A 12,998-nucleotide genomic window follows, 5' to 3' on the forward strand; every position below is an offset into this window, starting at 1 on the left:
CCCACCATCCCCACGGCTGTCGGGTCCCCGCTCGACAGCCCCTCCCCCTCCCCCACCTTCCCCGTCACGCCACCACCGCCCACAGGAAGCACCAAGACGATTCGGTGCACCCCACGGGCCTTGCTCCCTGCGCCGCGTACTGGACGAAGGCGGACTTCCCCGGCAGACAAGCGCGGGGACGGACCCGGCGGGCCATGGTCGCCCCTGCGACTGGCCCCTGAAAGCTCATCGCGCCCACCAGAGCAAACAGTCTCCGCTTCGGTGCGGGAGGTACGATCGGTCGCAGATCCCGGGAGCGGCACAGCAGCCCAACGACGAGCAGGCGCACCTCCCCGAACATGGGTGGAGCCTCCGATGACTACCCTCGAACTCACCGACCCAGACGGCGACTGCCTCACCATCACCATCGACTCCGGATCGATCTGGATCACCTGCACCAACGACGATGACGAGGTGACCGTCGGCCCGTTCGCCCCCGACCAACTGGACTCGCTCTCTCGTACCGCAGCCAGGCACTCACGACCCTGGGCCGAAGCGAACAAGCGGCACCCGCGGCGATAAACATGCGGTCGATTGTCCGGCCCGCCGAGCACACTGCTCCCATGGCGAGGAGCATGCGTGAGCGGGACGCTGAGTGGGCGCACGAGGTGCGGATGAGGATCGAGCATCGGGTGCACCCGTACTTCGAGCCGCCCGCACCGCCAGCCGGTGACGAGTGGGCGCGCCGTGGCGAGGAGTCTCAGGATCCGGGCGACTGGGAGGCAGCGTAGTACCTGAGAGACTGGTGCACACGTTCGAGAGAGTTGGAGGCACACGATGACAGATGGCTCGTACCGTGGCGTGCGAGTGCTCCTGGTGTCGGATCCGGGGCTTCCGACTCGGCGCTCACAGTCCATAAAGGATGACCTTCAGGAACATTTGAATGAGGTGTTCAGTCCGCCGGTGGAGTTGCACACGCGCACGGCGATGCTTCGCCTACGGCCGGATAACTCTCTCGACCTCAGCGATGCAGTGCAGCTTGCGGAGGAGTACGAGCGCCCGGACGTGGTGCTGCTGTTGACGGAGATTCCTCGCCTCACTGACGGGAGACCCCTGATCGCGGAGATCTTCCCCGACGAGCAGGTGGCGGTGATCTCGTGCCCGACCCTCGGAGCGTTCGCCAGCCGGCGACGCATCCTGGACACCCTCATGGACTGCATTCTGAGGATGAAGCCGACGGGCGAACCGCGCGATCCGTCGCCGTTCGGTCGATCCTGGCTTCACTGGAGTGACGCTGAAGAAGCGGGGGCCCACTCGACTCTCCATGCCAACCCGGCGGTCGGTGGGGTGCGGACCGTTCTGGGGATGGTCGCCGGCAATGAACCGCGCAAGACCGCTCCACGGCTCTCGAGCGCGCTGGCAGCGGCCTCAGCGACCGGGGCGTTCGGGATTTTCTACAGCTCGATCTGGGCAATGTCCACGTACCTCTCGACGCCGCGCCTGCTCAGCATCGGAGTGCTCGCGATAGGCGCCATGGTGGTGTGGTTGATCGTCAGCAACGCGTTGTGGGATTCGCCGAAGCGGAGCTCTCTGGCTCGAGTCGTGCTGCTGTACAACCTCTCCACGGTCATGACGCTGCTGGTCTGCGTGGTCGCCCTCTACCTGGCTCTCGTCCTCCTGATCCTGGCCGGTGGGCTGATCGCCATCTCGCCGGATTACATGGCCACGATCATCGGGGAGACACCTACCTTCGCGACGTACCTTGACATCGCGTGGCTCAGTGCGGCGATGGGTGTCGTTGCCGGCGCACTCGGCTCGAGCTTCGATCGGGAGACGAACCTCCGCACCCTCACGCACGGGCAGCGCGAGCGCCAGCGCCGATACACCGAGGAGAACGAGCGCGACTCGGGCCCGGTCGCAACTTCGGCGAATCACGACCGTCAGTCAACGTGAGCGAGCTTGAGCGGTACACGGCATCGGAGCCCATCGAGCAGATCATCTCCTCCGTGCTCATCGGCTACCGGCTCGCGATCCGTGGCGGCACACCGGTGGAGTCGATGCCCTGGCACCGCGACGACACCCTGCCCCGCTACTCCGTGCGGGTGTCGACGCCCGACGACACCATCGTCTACACCGCGCACGTATGGGCGGGCCGCGACGACGAGCTCGAGGAGCACCTGCGCCGGTGGCTGCTCGAGCGGATCAACATCGCGGGCACGAAGCGCGGCCACGGGCGGCGACCGAACCCGTGGTGGTCCTCCGTGCGGAGGAAGGCGAACCCGGGCCGGGCATGACGAAGCCCCGACCTCGACCGTGAGGTCAGGATGGGGCGCTTCGCTGTTACTCCGGGTCGTGATGGCCTCGTCGTGCAGCGTCGCGGTGCCCCTCGGAGACGCCGCGGCGGATGATCCAGATGGCCAGCCTGATCACGAAGGCGAGCACGAGGGCCACGATGATGACGATCGCGATGATGTGGGGCGCGGAGAGTTCACTCATGCGTAGCACGCTATGCACGGCACTCCGGTGTCGGGTCCGTCATCAGTAGCGGATAGAATCCGTCCTTGGTCGGGTGCCTAGTCCCCGGAAGCAGGAAGCGCCCACATCTCCTGGAGGGGGCGGGGGCGCTTCACTGTCTATAGGTAGTCGCTCGGGTCAGCTATCACCGGCGAAGGCTTCGAGCGATGTCTCGCTATACCAGCCTTGAGACCGCTCGTCAGAGCGCACCAAGTACTTGCCTCCGGTCGCGTCGATGTCGAGGACTGTTCCGACGACGCCCCGCATAGGCATGGTGGTGATTCGTACGGTGTCGCCGATCAAGTGGTCGGCCATGAGATTCCTTCCTTGGAAAGGGATCCACCGTAACGGCCGCGCCTGGGTGCCCGTCGAGCATGAGAGCGCTCCTGGCCAGGCGGGGCGTTGCGAGGAGTGCGTCGCCGTGCGGGTTAGCCTCGCCAGCGCGCGACGGCGAGGCGCGCTTCGTGCGGACTCACCAGTGCCGAATGGCGATCCCACGCGAGGGCGACGTACTCGGAGGCCATGTCCTCCGCAGGGCCAGCGTGCAGCATGCCGGCGACGGTGCGCTGTTCGGTCTCGGTCCACATGACCGGAGACGCTACCTGTGGCACATGCTCTGGTGAAGGGGATGTGGGCAATGCGGAAACGCCCCCGCCTCCCGGAGGAGATGGGGGCGCTTAGGGTTGCGGGAGTGGCTGCTCTCGCGACGCGGGGACCTCTCCGACGTTCTACAGAAGAAGCCACCTGACGAGGATGATACGCCCGGGTTGAGAGCACTGGTGGTTGAGTGCGAGAGAGCGCTCCCCCTACCTGCGGCACGTCCATTGTGGCGGATTCCCGATGAGGGTTACCGAGCGGTCACCGCAGGGGCTACGCTTCGCCTCACCGGCCGCCTTGATGGGGGTCAAGACGGCCGGCGCACCCCATCACCGGGGAGGTCCAGGACCGTGTCATCGGGGGTGGTTCCGGACCTGGCGACCGTGGTGCTCCTTTGCTCGACGAAGCGGAGGAGCGCCACGGTTACCTCAAAGTAACCCATGTCGCCCATCTGCGCATATGGTGCCCATCATCCGATTCGAGTAGTTCCCTCGCAGCGCTGCCCCTCGGCCCTCGCGATTCAGATGAGTCGGCCGGCAATCTTGAAGGCACCGTCGACGGGCATCAGCGACCAGCTCTTTGCGGCGAGGTGCGTCCCGGCGTCCGTGACGTACCGGTCGACCTGGAGGATGAAGCCGTCACGGGAATGGTGGACCGCGCCCTCGGCCCGCGAATGGTCGCTGAACAGGATGACGACATCCGTGTGGAGCACCAGGAAAGGGTCCTCTCGGTCAGCGTGGAGCTGAGCGCCCGGGAAGAGGTGGGTGTGGCTCGCGTGGAGGGCGACGATGTCATCCATTGACGAAGGCTACTCCTGGGCGCCTTTGACGGCGGAGTCCGTAGTTGGCTCGGGTTGCGGGGTGCTGGAGGACTGAGACCGGATTGTTATGGACCGAAACCAATTCAGCTGATGGACTGCATGCGAGGGCAAACGCCGCCCTACGGTGTGAGCCCAGGGTCGCAAAGAGGCGGTCGCTGGTGATGTTGTGAATCAGGTGACGGAGGTTTGATCAGTGTCGATCGATCGACGTGCGTGGGTGCAAGCCGCTTCGCGAGGGATGAGCAAGGACCAACGTGACGCGCTCATACGGATGGTGGGCGACTACTTCTCGCGTCCAGGCGCCTCCGACCAGGACCCACCCTCTACAGAGGAGAGGGACAGCGAGGACATGGCGACCCTCGAGGCGATCGCGAAGACGATCCGTCAGGAGGACTCCCTGGAGCAGGCAGCCGCCCGCGCGCGCAGTGCTCAAGTCAAGTTGACGGGCTGGGTTCGTGCGGCAGCCCTGTTCGGCGAGACCGTGCCGATGATTGCCCGGCAAACAGGAATGATGAAACCCACGGTCAGAAGGCGACTCCGGGAGCTCCGTAAAGCCCCCGAGACTCCGTGACGGACCTGCGTGCACAGAGCAGTGCCCCCTCCCGGGCTTCAAGGACAGGAGGGGGCACCGGGATCTAGTCTACCGGCCAAGCGGGCAGAGCGTCACCCCAACGGCTCGATACGAAGGAAGCGCCCCACCCCCGGGCAGGGAGGTGGGGGCGCCGGTCGAGCGGAGCGACGACCCCGCTCGAGGCGACCAGTCCCTTCCCTGGAACTCCCGATGGCCGCCAGCGCCCACGCTACGTCACCGATGCTGTAGACGGGGGCGTTCCACCCAGCCCGCTTCCGCGTCTCGGATCATCCACAGTTATATTCGAGCTGGGTATCGTGCCTATCGACGCACCGCTGCTCAGAAGTGTCGGCACTCGCATTCCCATACCGCTCCCATCCCCTCCTTCATTGATGCCTCACCGAGCCGTGCGCCTCACGGCACCCCTCGCGTCGCATGAGCACTCCAGCTATCGTCGTGATCGGCGGCACACCCGCCGTCTCGGACGTACTAGGAGGCTCGCATGAGCATCAGTGATGACGACATCAGCAGCACGGGACCGGGCATTGGCGAAGGCCCCGCTGACGGCGGCGCTAATCCGCATGGCCACGACGGGGGTGCGGACGGCACGGCAGCAGCTGGCGAAGGCCCTGCTGACGGCGGCGCCAATCCCAATGGCCACGACGGCGGTGCCGACGGCACGGCAGCAGCTGGCGAAGGGCCCGCTGACGGTGGCGCTAATCCGCATGGCCACGATGGCGGTGCGGACGGCACAGCGTGAGCACTTTCAACATCCGTGACGAGCGCGGGTCGAGCAATCGGCCCGCGCTCGCGCGTCTCACTCGTCTCGACACAGACACCTTCTCTCGCGAGCACTGGGGCGAAATGCCCCTACTGACCCGCCGCGCGGACGACTTCCACGACCTCTTCAGCGCGGAAGCGGTCGATGAGCTCGTTGCCGAGCGGGCGCTGCGGACGCCGTTCGTGCGCATGGCATCCGAAGGAAGGGTGCTGAACCCATCGATGTTCACCGCCCCCGGCGGCGTCGGGGCCGAGGTGGGTGACCAGCTCGACTCCGGCAAGGTGCTCGAGAACTTCGCGAACGGTGCGACGCTCGTGCTGCAGGGCCTACACCGCACGTGGGAGCCGATCTCTCGGTTCACTCGCCGTCTTGTCGAGGAGTTGGGGCATCCCGCGCAGGTGAATGCCTACATCACCCCCGCCTCCTCACGCGGATTTGACCCTCACTACGACACCCACGACGTGTTCGTCATCCAGATCGCCGGTGCCAAGCGCTGGACGATCCACGAACCGGTGCATCGCCATCCGCTTCCGGGCCAGCCCTGGAGCGACTATCGCCCCGAGGTTGAAGAGGCAGCATCTGGCGAGCCCGTCATCGACGAGGTGTTCGAACCCGGTGACGTGCTCTACCTTCCTCGCGGGTGGTTGCACTCCGCAGTTGCCCGAGGGGGAACATCCATTCACCTCACGATCGGGGTACGCGCAACCACACGGCATGATCTTCTGCAGCGCATCCTCGCTGCCGCGGGGGACGAGGAGGCGCTCCGTGCTCCTCTCGCACTCGGCGTTGACTACACCGACTCCGCCTCGCTCTCGGGGGATCTGGCCGAGACCATCCGGGCCACCCGCGATCTCCTCGAGCACTCGATCGATGACACGGCGATCGCTGCTTCCATGCAGCGTCGCTTCGTCGAGGACACAAGACCGGCACCGGTCCGCCCGCTGGCAACTGTCGATCTCCTCTCCGACCTCGGCCCGCAGACTCTCCTGGCGTGGCGCGACGCCCTGCAGACGCGGATTGAAGATGACGGGGACACTGTGCGGATTGTGCTGCGCACCAAGACAGTGACGCTTCCCGCGGAGGCCAGCGCCGCCATCCACGCATTGCATCAGACCGAGCAGAGGGCTGGGAAACTACCGGCCCTCGACCACGAATCCTCTCTTGTGGTCGCCCGGCGCCTCCTGCGGGAGGGCATCGCGGTGCCACGGTGACAGCACAAGTCCCCACCAACGTCCCGCCGACTTCTCCCGACGGCGATGCAGGGAGCTGGGCTCCGTGCAGTGACCGTTCGCGGGACCGAAGGGACTCGCTCGTCGGCACCGCCGGCTTCGGAGCCAAGTGGCTGCTTGTGGAGATCGACGGCTCCTGGGGCGAACATGCTTTTCTCCAGTCCCGGATCAACACGGACATCGGAAGGGCCATCGTCCGCCGGGCCGAAGCTGCCGGGCTGCGCCCCGTCGCCATCCGCCGCTTCGGGCGACGGGCCGATGAACGCCGGGCATCATCCGGACACCGATGGGCGATCGCCGACGCCCGGCAGGGCCGAATCTCGATGCGCTGGGGCAGCGTTGATGACCCCGCTGAACTGCTCGAAATCCCGCTGGACGGCTCAACAGGTCACCCCACAACGGAACCGGCGTATCTCGTGTGCACCCACGCACGGCACGACAGATGCTGCGCCGTGCGCGGCCGGCCCGTTGCACAAGCTCTCGCCCATGCAGACCCGGAGAACACCTGGGAGTGCTCGCATCTCGGCGGCGATCGCTTCGCTACCACGATGATCGTCCTGCCCCACGGGCTCTGCTATGGCAGGGTCCCTGCCGAGCGCGCCCACGAGATCCTCACCGCAACTCGCGAGGGCAGGATCGTCCGGGATCTCTTCCGCGGTCGCAGCAGCCTCCCCAACGTCATCCAAGCCGCACAGGCTTTCGCCCGGCAAGAGCTCGACGAGGACCACATCGATACTCTCCCACCACTCCCAGACGCCATCCACCAAACAGGGTCGCAATGGACGGTTGCCCTCGCCCACGCCCACCAGACCGTTCGTGTGCGCCTGAATGAAGACTGGTCACAACCGCTTCTCAGCACCTGCGCCGCACGCATCGCAGCACCCGTGCGCACATACGAGCCCGTGTCCCTCCACTTCACCTCCCCACCTGGCCAGTGAACCACCGCGCGGACAAACTGAAAAGATGGGCACGTCCTAGAACAGCCGCAGATCGAGGTGCCTCGTCCCCGTCGCGCACCGTTCAAAACGGTGCATTTGTGACAGATCTGCAAGCTGCAGGTACGGCCCTTCGCCGACGGTCTCCTGCACCCGGGCGACACGCCGGGGCTCGGGACCGGGCCGGCGCAGCCCACGACTACTCGCCCGCTTACCTGCCGGTGAACCGGCTCACCGACGGCACCATGCACGACTGGTGACCGCCTCGCACGAATGCGCCCCGCCCTCGGCTGAAGAAGGGGCGGGGCGCTTTCATACCGCCGTCAGGACATGCTGCGGTGGGCACCGAGCAGTTGTCGGGCGAGGTCGACCGCCATGAAGATGATCAGGGACACCCCGAGAAGCGGCAGGAGGACTCCGAGCATCGCCGCGGCGGCGAGGAGGATCCCATAGGCGCCGGCGGTGTCGACCCGTCGCCCCAGCGGCTTCGGCAGCCCGGCCCCCGGTCCCTTCGGTCGCCTGCGCCACCACATGCGGTAGCCGATCACGATCAGGGTGATCACGACTGCGGCGACGGCGATGAGCACGAGCTGGTTCACCCAGCCGAACAGGATCCCCATGTGGAGCGAGATGCCCGCTTCAGCGAGCTTCCCGGCCAGCGGCCAGTCTTCGAACTTCACCGAATCCACAACGCTTCCCGAGCTGGGGTCAATCGCGAGCGAGTCCTGCTTGAGAGGCCACGATCGCTGGACCTGGCTGACAGTCCACGCTCCACCGTCGTTCGCAGGGGTGATTGCGACGGGATCACCGAGGTCGTGGCCGCGGGCGACCTCGAGGACCTTCTGAGCGGTCTGCGGGACATCATCCTGCGCAACGGCTGGGGTGTTGGTGGTGTCGGTGGCGACGGTGGGGGTGGACCAGTGCAGGCTCGCGCGTAGGGCGGAGACGTTCCCTCCGGCGAACTGGGACCAGGTCAGGCCCGTGGCAGAAAGGAAGAACAGTCCGATCGCGGCCCAGATTCCGACCGTGGCGTGGAGGCTCATCGACCGCTGCCGCTGCGGGCCCTTCCTGGTGGGCAGAAGGTAGGCGCGGGTGGAGCGCTTGCGGATCTTGCGGGTGATCCAGGTGATGATCCCGCTAAGCGCGAGGACCCATAGCCAGCTGGCGGCGAGCTCGCTGTAGACGCGACCAGGGTCCCCAAGATGCAGATGGCGATGCATGTCATCGAACCACGTCCGCAGCGGCAGCCACTCCCCGAACGTGTTCAGCACCCCGGTCACCTTGCCGGTGTGAGGGTCGACGAACGCCGTGAGCTGGCGATCCTTTTCCGCTGACGGAGAATCGAAGGTGACGCGGGTCGTGGACTCCGCGTCCTTGGGCGGCCGGATCTCGGCGATCGTGCCATCTGGCACGGCGGCTCGCGCGGCCTGCACCTGCTGCGCCAAGGCGACGCTCTCTCCGTTCGCGGGAGCGCTCGCGTGCAGCTCCTTGTCGTAGACGACCTGCTCGATCTGCGGGGTCAGCGCATACAGGATTCCCGTGACGGCAGCGACCAGGAGGAACGGGGCGATGAACAGACCCACGTAGAAGTGCAGGCGCAACAGGAGCTCGCGCAGCTCGTCTCGCAGACGTCGAGGTTTCGCGGTGCCGCCGCCAGCGGGGCGCACGGGAGCGTGAGTCGTCATGGGGCGGGCCTTTCGCAGAACAACCAGAGGAGAGAGGAGGGGAGTGGAGGGGTCACATCAGGGCGAGCATGAGGGCCATCCCTGCAGCCATCAACAGGTGGCAAGCAGCGTGAACGCGGTGCCCACGCTCGCGAAGGATCCGCACGAGCCACCACACGGCGACCACGAAGCTCAGGCTCACAGCGACCCAGTTCACGGTGGTCGCCCACGCTGGTGCGGGAGTCATCTGCATCGGCATCGAGTCCATCGACCCGCCGCCGTGGTGAGCGGCATGCTCATCCGAGGACATATCCATCGCGTGTCCCATCAGCAACGGCATCGCCAGCAGCATCCAGACCATCGCCGCGTTCAACACGAGATGCGTGAAGACGCCCACGCGCTCGACCCAGCCGTGGACCGAGGGCAATCCGGCGAGCATCAGCACACCGAACACGCTGAAGATGATGACCTGCACCCACGTGCCGACCTGCCCGACCGGGCGCCACACCATCAGCAGCATCGCCAGACTCATCACCAGGTGGTTCACGTGCACCGCGGTCGCCACCGGCCCCTGATGCGCAGCATGGTGCGGGTCTGAAGTACCGACAGAACGACGAGCCTGGGCCAAGTGCAGGATGCAGATCACCGCCGTCACTACGAAGACGACGGACAGGAGCACGGAGTACGGGGCTTCGATCACAAGCCCGTACTCTACGCGATGTAGAAGTCACGCACGACGAGTCGGCGCAGTCGGTCGATGCCCCGTCGATCCCAGGGGAGGAAGCCACCCATCCGGACACCCGCCCCCGAGGTCGCCAGAGCCGGCCTGCATCCAAAGATGCAAGATCCCGGATTCGCCCGAACGGGTCTCGAAGCGCGTCCTCGCACCGTGGACCGTGGAGGAGTCAGCGCCCCTCTACGACCGGAGGCCCTCCATGGTGCACCTCATCCGTTCTCGTCCCGTCCTCAGCTATTTCCTCCTGGCCTGCGGTCTCAGCTGGCTGGGGTGGCTCAACTACATCCTCTCCACCAGCGGCCTCGGCATCATCGACGTGGACTACCCGGTGGTGCTCGGCTCCACACAGCTGCTCGGCGTCATCCCGGGGGCGTTCCTCGGTCCCGTCGGCTCCGCGCTCATCGTCACCGCCGTCGTGGACGGCCGCGCCGGCCTGCGCGCCTGGGCGGGGCGTCTGTTCCGGTGGCGCGCGAACTGGCGCTGGTACGCGATCGCCCTGCTCGCGGTCCCCGCAGGGCTGACCGCTGTCGGCACCGCGGCCTCTCTCGCCGTCGGCGGGAGTGTCGTCGCACCCCCGGTCGCGCTGCTCGCGCTGTACGCGCCGATGCTGGTGCTGCAGCTGCTGACCACCGGCCTCGCGGAGGAGCCCGGCTGGCGGGACTTCGCCCTCAGCCGCCTCCAGCACCAGCGCAGCCCGCTCGCGTCCGCCGCGATCCTGGGGCCCGTGTGGGCCGTGTGGCACTACCCGCTGTTCCTCACCGACTGGGCCGACGGGCCCGGCCGCAGCGTGACCGGCCTGCTCGCCTTCACCCTCTTCTGCCTCGGCTTCAACATCGTCATGTCCTGGGTGTTCAACCGGACCGGTGAATCGCTGCCGCTGTCGATGCTCATGCATGTCAGCGCGAACACCTTCGCCTCCGTGCTGTGGTCGGCCATGTTCCCGTCGATCGCGGCGCAGTACGTGTACCCGCTGCTGGCCGTGGCGGCCGTCGTCGCGGCGGCAGGGATCATCCTCGCCACGCGAGGACGCCTCGGCATGCGTCCCCCGGAGCCGACGCTTCCCGCTCCGACGTCCCTCCCCCGCCGCCAGGAGCTACCGTCGAGCTCATGACGGCGAGCACGAGTCCAGCGCCGCCATGGCGAGGCCCCGCCCCACGGAGGGGCGACGCCGTGGCGGCGCTGTGCTGCCTCGCGATCGCCGCCGGAACACTGCTCGCGATCCCGCTGCTCGAACGGGCGGGAGGCGAGCCGATGGGGGCGCCTCCCGCAGGCTCGGCCGCATGGTGGGCGGTCCTGCTCACGCTGCTCGCCCAAGCGGCGGCGCTCGCCCTGCTCCGGCCCCTCCCGCGCCTCGCAGCGGTGGTGGTGAGCGCGCTCCCGCTGCTGCTCGCCGTCCTCGCCCCGGGCACCGCCTTCGGCACCACGACCGTCGCGGTGCTGTGGGCCGCCCTCGTCGCCGGGATCCGGCTCCGCCGCGAGCATCTCGCCCCTGTGGCGGGGGCGATGCTCGCGCTCACCGTGCTGGCCACGACCGTGAACACGCTCGGATCGGAAGATGCGGGCGCCGTCCAGGCCCTCCTCGCCGGGATCGGGCAGGGGGTGATCGTCATCGGCGTGCCGCTCCTCCTCGCCCTGATCGTGGTCAGCCGCCGGCAGGCGCGCACCGCCCACGAGCGGGAGCTCACGGCCCTGCGCCGGGAGCAGGACGCCCAGGTCGCCGTGGCGATCGCCGCCGAACGCACCGCCGTCGCCCGCGACCTCCACGACATCGCCGCCCACCACATGTCGGGCATCGCGATGCTGGCCTCCGCACTCGAGCGCCAGGTGGACCCTGCACCGGAGGCGGCGAAGGAATCCGCTCGCGACATCCGCATGCAGAGCACCGCCGTGCTGCGCGACCTGCGGCGCCTCGTCGGCCTGCTGCGCGACGAGCACGCGGTGCCGCTCGCCGACCGGTCCCTCGCCTCTCTCCCGCAGCTCGTGGACGAGCGGCGCGCTGCCGGGGCGGAGATCGGACTGACGGTGGAGCCGCAGGGCGCGGACCCCGGCGCCGATGTCGGCGCGCTCGCGCAGCTGGTGGGCTATCGCATGGTCCAGGAGTCACTCGCGAACGCGGCCGTCCACGCCCCCGCGGCGGACTGCGAGGTGCGCGTCGACGCGCGTTCCGCGCAGCGGGTGCGGATCGTCGTGGTCAACGGGCGACCGGCGCGCCCCGGTCCGCAGCCCGGCCGCACCGGAGGGTTCGGTCTGATCGGCATGCGGGAGCGGGCGGAACTGGTGGGTGCCGGCCTCGAGTACGGCCCCACCGGCGCAGGAGGCTGGTCCGTGACGCTGGACCTGCCCCGTGACGGCGTCGTCTCGGGGCAGCCGCAGCAGAGGGAGGAACCGACATGATCCGCGTGGTGCTGGCGGACGACCACGCTCTCGTGCGCAAGGGCCTCGCCTCGCTGCTGGAGGCCGAGCCGGACATGGAGGTGGTGGGCGTCGGGGAGGACGGCCCACAGGCGCTCGAGCTCATCCGCGAGCTGCGGCCCGACGTCGCGTGCCTCGACATCCGCATGCCCGGGATGAACGGCATCGAGGTCGCCGAGGCGGTCCGCGAGCTCGAGGTGGAGGTGCTCATGCTGACGACGTTCGACCTCGACGAGTACGTCTTCGGCGCTCTCGAGGCGGGAGTCGCGGGCTTCCTCCTCAAGGACGCGGACCCGGACCTGATTTCGCACGCTCTGCGGCAGGTGGCGGCGGGTCGCGGAACGATCGACCAGTCGCTCACCCGCCGCATCCTCCGCGAGGTCGCCGAGCGGCGACGCCTGCAGCCGGTCGTCGTGCGCCCGGACAGCGGCGCCGAGGACGTCCTCACCCCGCGGGAGCTGGAAATCCTGCGTGCGCTGGCGGAGGGCATGAGCAACGCGGACATCGCCGCGCACCTGCACGTCGAGGCCTCGACCGTGAAGTCCCACCTCGCACGGATGCTGCCGAAGCTCGGCGTGGCCTCGCGCCTGCAGGCCGTGGTGTGGGCGTATCAGAACCGCGTGGTCGATCTGCGGGAGTGAGCGATGGCGAGCGCATGGATCGGATCGAGGGGCACCGGTCCGGCCCGACGCAACGCCCGCACCCGCGCTGCACCCATGCGGCATGCGGCATGCGGATCGTTCGCCGCTCCGCGTACGCT

At 67.9% G+C, this 12,998-nt stretch carries 16 protein-coding genes; 10 read left to right on the forward strand and 6 right to left on the reverse strand.

The annotated features are described in order from the left end of the window. Positions 1-354: 354 nt before the first annotated feature. From I8D64_RS05880 to I8D64_RS05890, 3 genes are all read left to right on the forward strand, one after another. Positions 355-561, forward strand: coding sequence for a hypothetical protein (locus tag I8D64_RS05880; RefSeq protein ID WP_200501570.1), 207 nt, complete (start codon positions 355-357; stop codon positions 559-561). Between the two features lie 381 nt (positions 562-942). Beyond that, positions 943-1,932: a hypothetical protein gene (locus I8D64_RS05885; RefSeq protein WP_343068450.1), complete on the forward strand. Its 990-nt coding sequence runs from the start codon at positions 943-945 to the stop codon at positions 1,930-1,932. Then, entirely contained in the window at positions 1,929-2,273 is a 345-nt protein-coding gene (locus tag I8D64_RS05890; protein WP_200501572.1) for a hypothetical protein, read from the forward strand. The genes I8D64_RS05885 and I8D64_RS05890 overlap by 4 nt, the downstream gene beginning before the upstream one ends. Positions 2,274-2,319: 46 nt before the next feature. On the opposite strand, the gene I8D64_RS05895 is transcribed toward I8D64_RS05890, so the two are convergent. From I8D64_RS05895 to I8D64_RS05910, 4 genes are all read right to left on the reverse strand, one after another. Beyond that, positions 2,320-2,475: a hypothetical protein gene (locus I8D64_RS05895; RefSeq protein ID WP_200501573.1), complete on the reverse strand. Its 156-nt coding sequence runs from the start codon at positions 2,473-2,475 to the stop codon at positions 2,320-2,322. 156 nt (positions 2,476-2,631) lie between these two features. After that, on the reverse strand, positions 2,632-2,808 hold the full coding sequence (locus I8D64_RS05900; RefSeq protein WP_200501574.1) for a hypothetical protein: 177 nt from the start codon (positions 2,806-2,808) through the stop codon (positions 2,632-2,634). A 113-nt stretch (positions 2,809-2,921) separates the two neighbouring features. Continuing rightward, on the reverse strand, positions 2,922-3,080 hold the full coding sequence (locus I8D64_RS05905) for a hypothetical protein (protein WP_200501575.1): 159 nt from the start codon (positions 3,078-3,080) through the stop codon (positions 2,922-2,924). Between the two features lie 530 nt (positions 3,081-3,610). Then, a complete protein-coding gene (locus I8D64_RS05910; protein WP_200501576.1) occupies positions 3,611-3,889 on the reverse strand; it encodes a hypothetical protein in 279 nt (92 codons plus the stop codon). A gap of 370 nt (positions 3,890-4,259) precedes the next feature. Between I8D64_RS05910 and I8D64_RS05915 the strand changes: the two genes are divergently transcribed. From I8D64_RS05915 to I8D64_RS05930, 4 genes are all read left to right on the forward strand, one after another. Continuing rightward, positions 4,260-4,481 carry a hypothetical protein gene (locus tag I8D64_RS05915; protein WP_200501577.1) on the forward strand — a complete coding sequence of 74 codons (222 nt, stop codon included), beginning with the start codon at positions 4,260-4,262 and terminating at the stop codon, positions 4,479-4,481. 502 nt (positions 4,482-4,983) lie between these two features. Then, on the forward strand, positions 4,984-5,241 hold the full coding sequence (locus I8D64_RS05920; RefSeq protein WP_200501578.1) for a BatC protein: 258 nt from the start codon (positions 4,984-4,986) through the stop codon (positions 5,239-5,241). Further along, positions 5,238-6,473, forward strand: a complete 1,236-nt coding sequence (locus I8D64_RS05925) for a cupin domain-containing protein (RefSeq protein WP_343068452.1) — start codon at positions 5,238-5,240, stop codon at positions 6,471-6,473. Before I8D64_RS05920 ends, I8D64_RS05925 begins: the two co-directional genes overlap by 4 nt. Positions 6,474-6,610: 137 nt before the next feature. Beyond that, positions 6,611-7,429 carry a ferredoxin family protein gene (locus I8D64_RS05930; RefSeq protein WP_343068453.1) on the forward strand — a complete coding sequence of 273 codons (819 nt, stop codon included), beginning with the start codon at positions 6,611-6,613 and terminating at the stop codon, positions 7,427-7,429. A gap of 320 nt (positions 7,430-7,749) precedes the next feature. On the opposite strand, the gene I8D64_RS05935 is transcribed toward I8D64_RS05930, so the two are convergent. Both I8D64_RS05935 and I8D64_RS05940 read right to left on the reverse strand, forming a co-directional pair. Further along, positions 7,750-9,093 (reverse strand): PepSY domain-containing protein, encoded by a 1,344-nt coding sequence (locus tag I8D64_RS05935; RefSeq protein ID WP_200501580.1) that lies wholly within the window; start codon positions 9,091-9,093, stop codon positions 7,750-7,752. A gap of 70 nt (positions 9,094-9,163) precedes the next feature. Beyond that, a complete protein-coding gene (locus tag I8D64_RS05940; protein WP_200501581.1) occupies positions 9,164-9,790 on the reverse strand; it encodes a DUF5134 domain-containing protein in 627 nt (208 codons plus the stop codon). A gap of 235 nt (positions 9,791-10,025) precedes the next feature. Between I8D64_RS05940 and I8D64_RS05945 the strand changes: the two genes are divergently transcribed. From I8D64_RS05945 to I8D64_RS05955, 3 genes are read left to right on the forward strand one after another with little or no spacing between them, the layout of a single operon-like run. Continuing rightward, positions 10,026-10,937, forward strand: coding sequence for a CPBP family intramembrane glutamic endopeptidase (locus I8D64_RS05945; protein WP_200501582.1), 912 nt, complete (start codon positions 10,026-10,028; stop codon positions 10,935-10,937). Further along, positions 10,934-12,220 carry a sensor histidine kinase gene (locus I8D64_RS05950; protein WP_200501583.1) on the forward strand — a complete coding sequence of 429 codons (1,287 nt, stop codon included), beginning with the start codon at positions 10,934-10,936 and terminating at the stop codon, positions 12,218-12,220. The genes I8D64_RS05945 and I8D64_RS05950 overlap by 4 nt, the downstream gene beginning before the upstream one ends. After that, the gene (locus I8D64_RS05955) at positions 12,217-12,879 is read left to right on the forward strand and encodes a response regulator (RefSeq protein ID WP_200501584.1); all 663 of its coding nucleotides are present in this window, start codon (positions 12,217-12,219) and stop codon (positions 12,877-12,879) included. Before I8D64_RS05950 ends, I8D64_RS05955 begins: the two co-directional genes overlap by 4 nt. Positions 12,880-12,998: the final 119 nt, after the last annotated feature.

This window comes from Brachybacterium halotolerans (assembly GCF_016623465.1).
GTDB classification, from domain to species: Bacteria; Actinomycetota; Actinomycetes; order Actinomycetales; family Dermabacteraceae; genus Brachybacterium; species Brachybacterium halotolerans.

Excerpts from the sequence above, each read along its gene's own strand:
- I8D64_RS05880 (WP_200501570.1), top strand. The coding sequence starts at position 355 with ATGACTACCCTCGAACTCACCGACCCAGACGGCGACTGCCTCACCATC.
- I8D64_RS05895 (WP_200501573.1), bottom strand. The coding sequence starts at position 2,475 with ATGAGTGAACTCTCCGCGCCCCACATCATCGCGATCGTCATCATCGTG.
- I8D64_RS05900 (WP_200501574.1), bottom strand. The coding sequence starts at position 2,808 with ATGGCCGACCACTTGATCGGCGACACCGTACGAATCACCACCATGCCT.
- I8D64_RS05905 (WP_200501575.1), bottom strand. The coding sequence starts at position 3,080 with ATGTGGACCGAGACCGAACAGCGCACCGTCGCCGGCATGCTGCACGCT.
- I8D64_RS05910 (WP_200501576.1), bottom strand. The coding sequence starts at position 3,889 with ATGGATGACATCGTCGCCCTCCACGCGAGCCACACCCACCTCTTCCCG.
- I8D64_RS05915 (WP_200501577.1), top strand. The coding sequence starts at position 4,260 with ATGGCGACCCTCGAGGCGATCGCGAAGACGATCCGTCAGGAGGACTCC.
- I8D64_RS05920 (WP_200501578.1), top strand. The coding sequence starts at position 4,984 with ATGAGCATCAGTGATGACGACATCAGCAGCACGGGACCGGGCATTGGC.
- I8D64_RS05945 (WP_200501582.1), top strand. The coding sequence starts at position 10,026 with ATGGTGCACCTCATCCGTTCTCGTCCCGTCCTCAGCTATTTCCTCCTG.
- I8D64_RS05950 (WP_200501583.1), top strand. The coding sequence starts at position 10,934 with ATGACGGCGAGCACGAGTCCAGCGCCGCCATGGCGAGGCCCCGCCCCA.
- I8D64_RS05955 (WP_200501584.1), top strand. The coding sequence starts at position 12,217 with ATGATCCGCGTGGTGCTGGCGGACGACCACGCTCTCGTGCGCAAGGGC.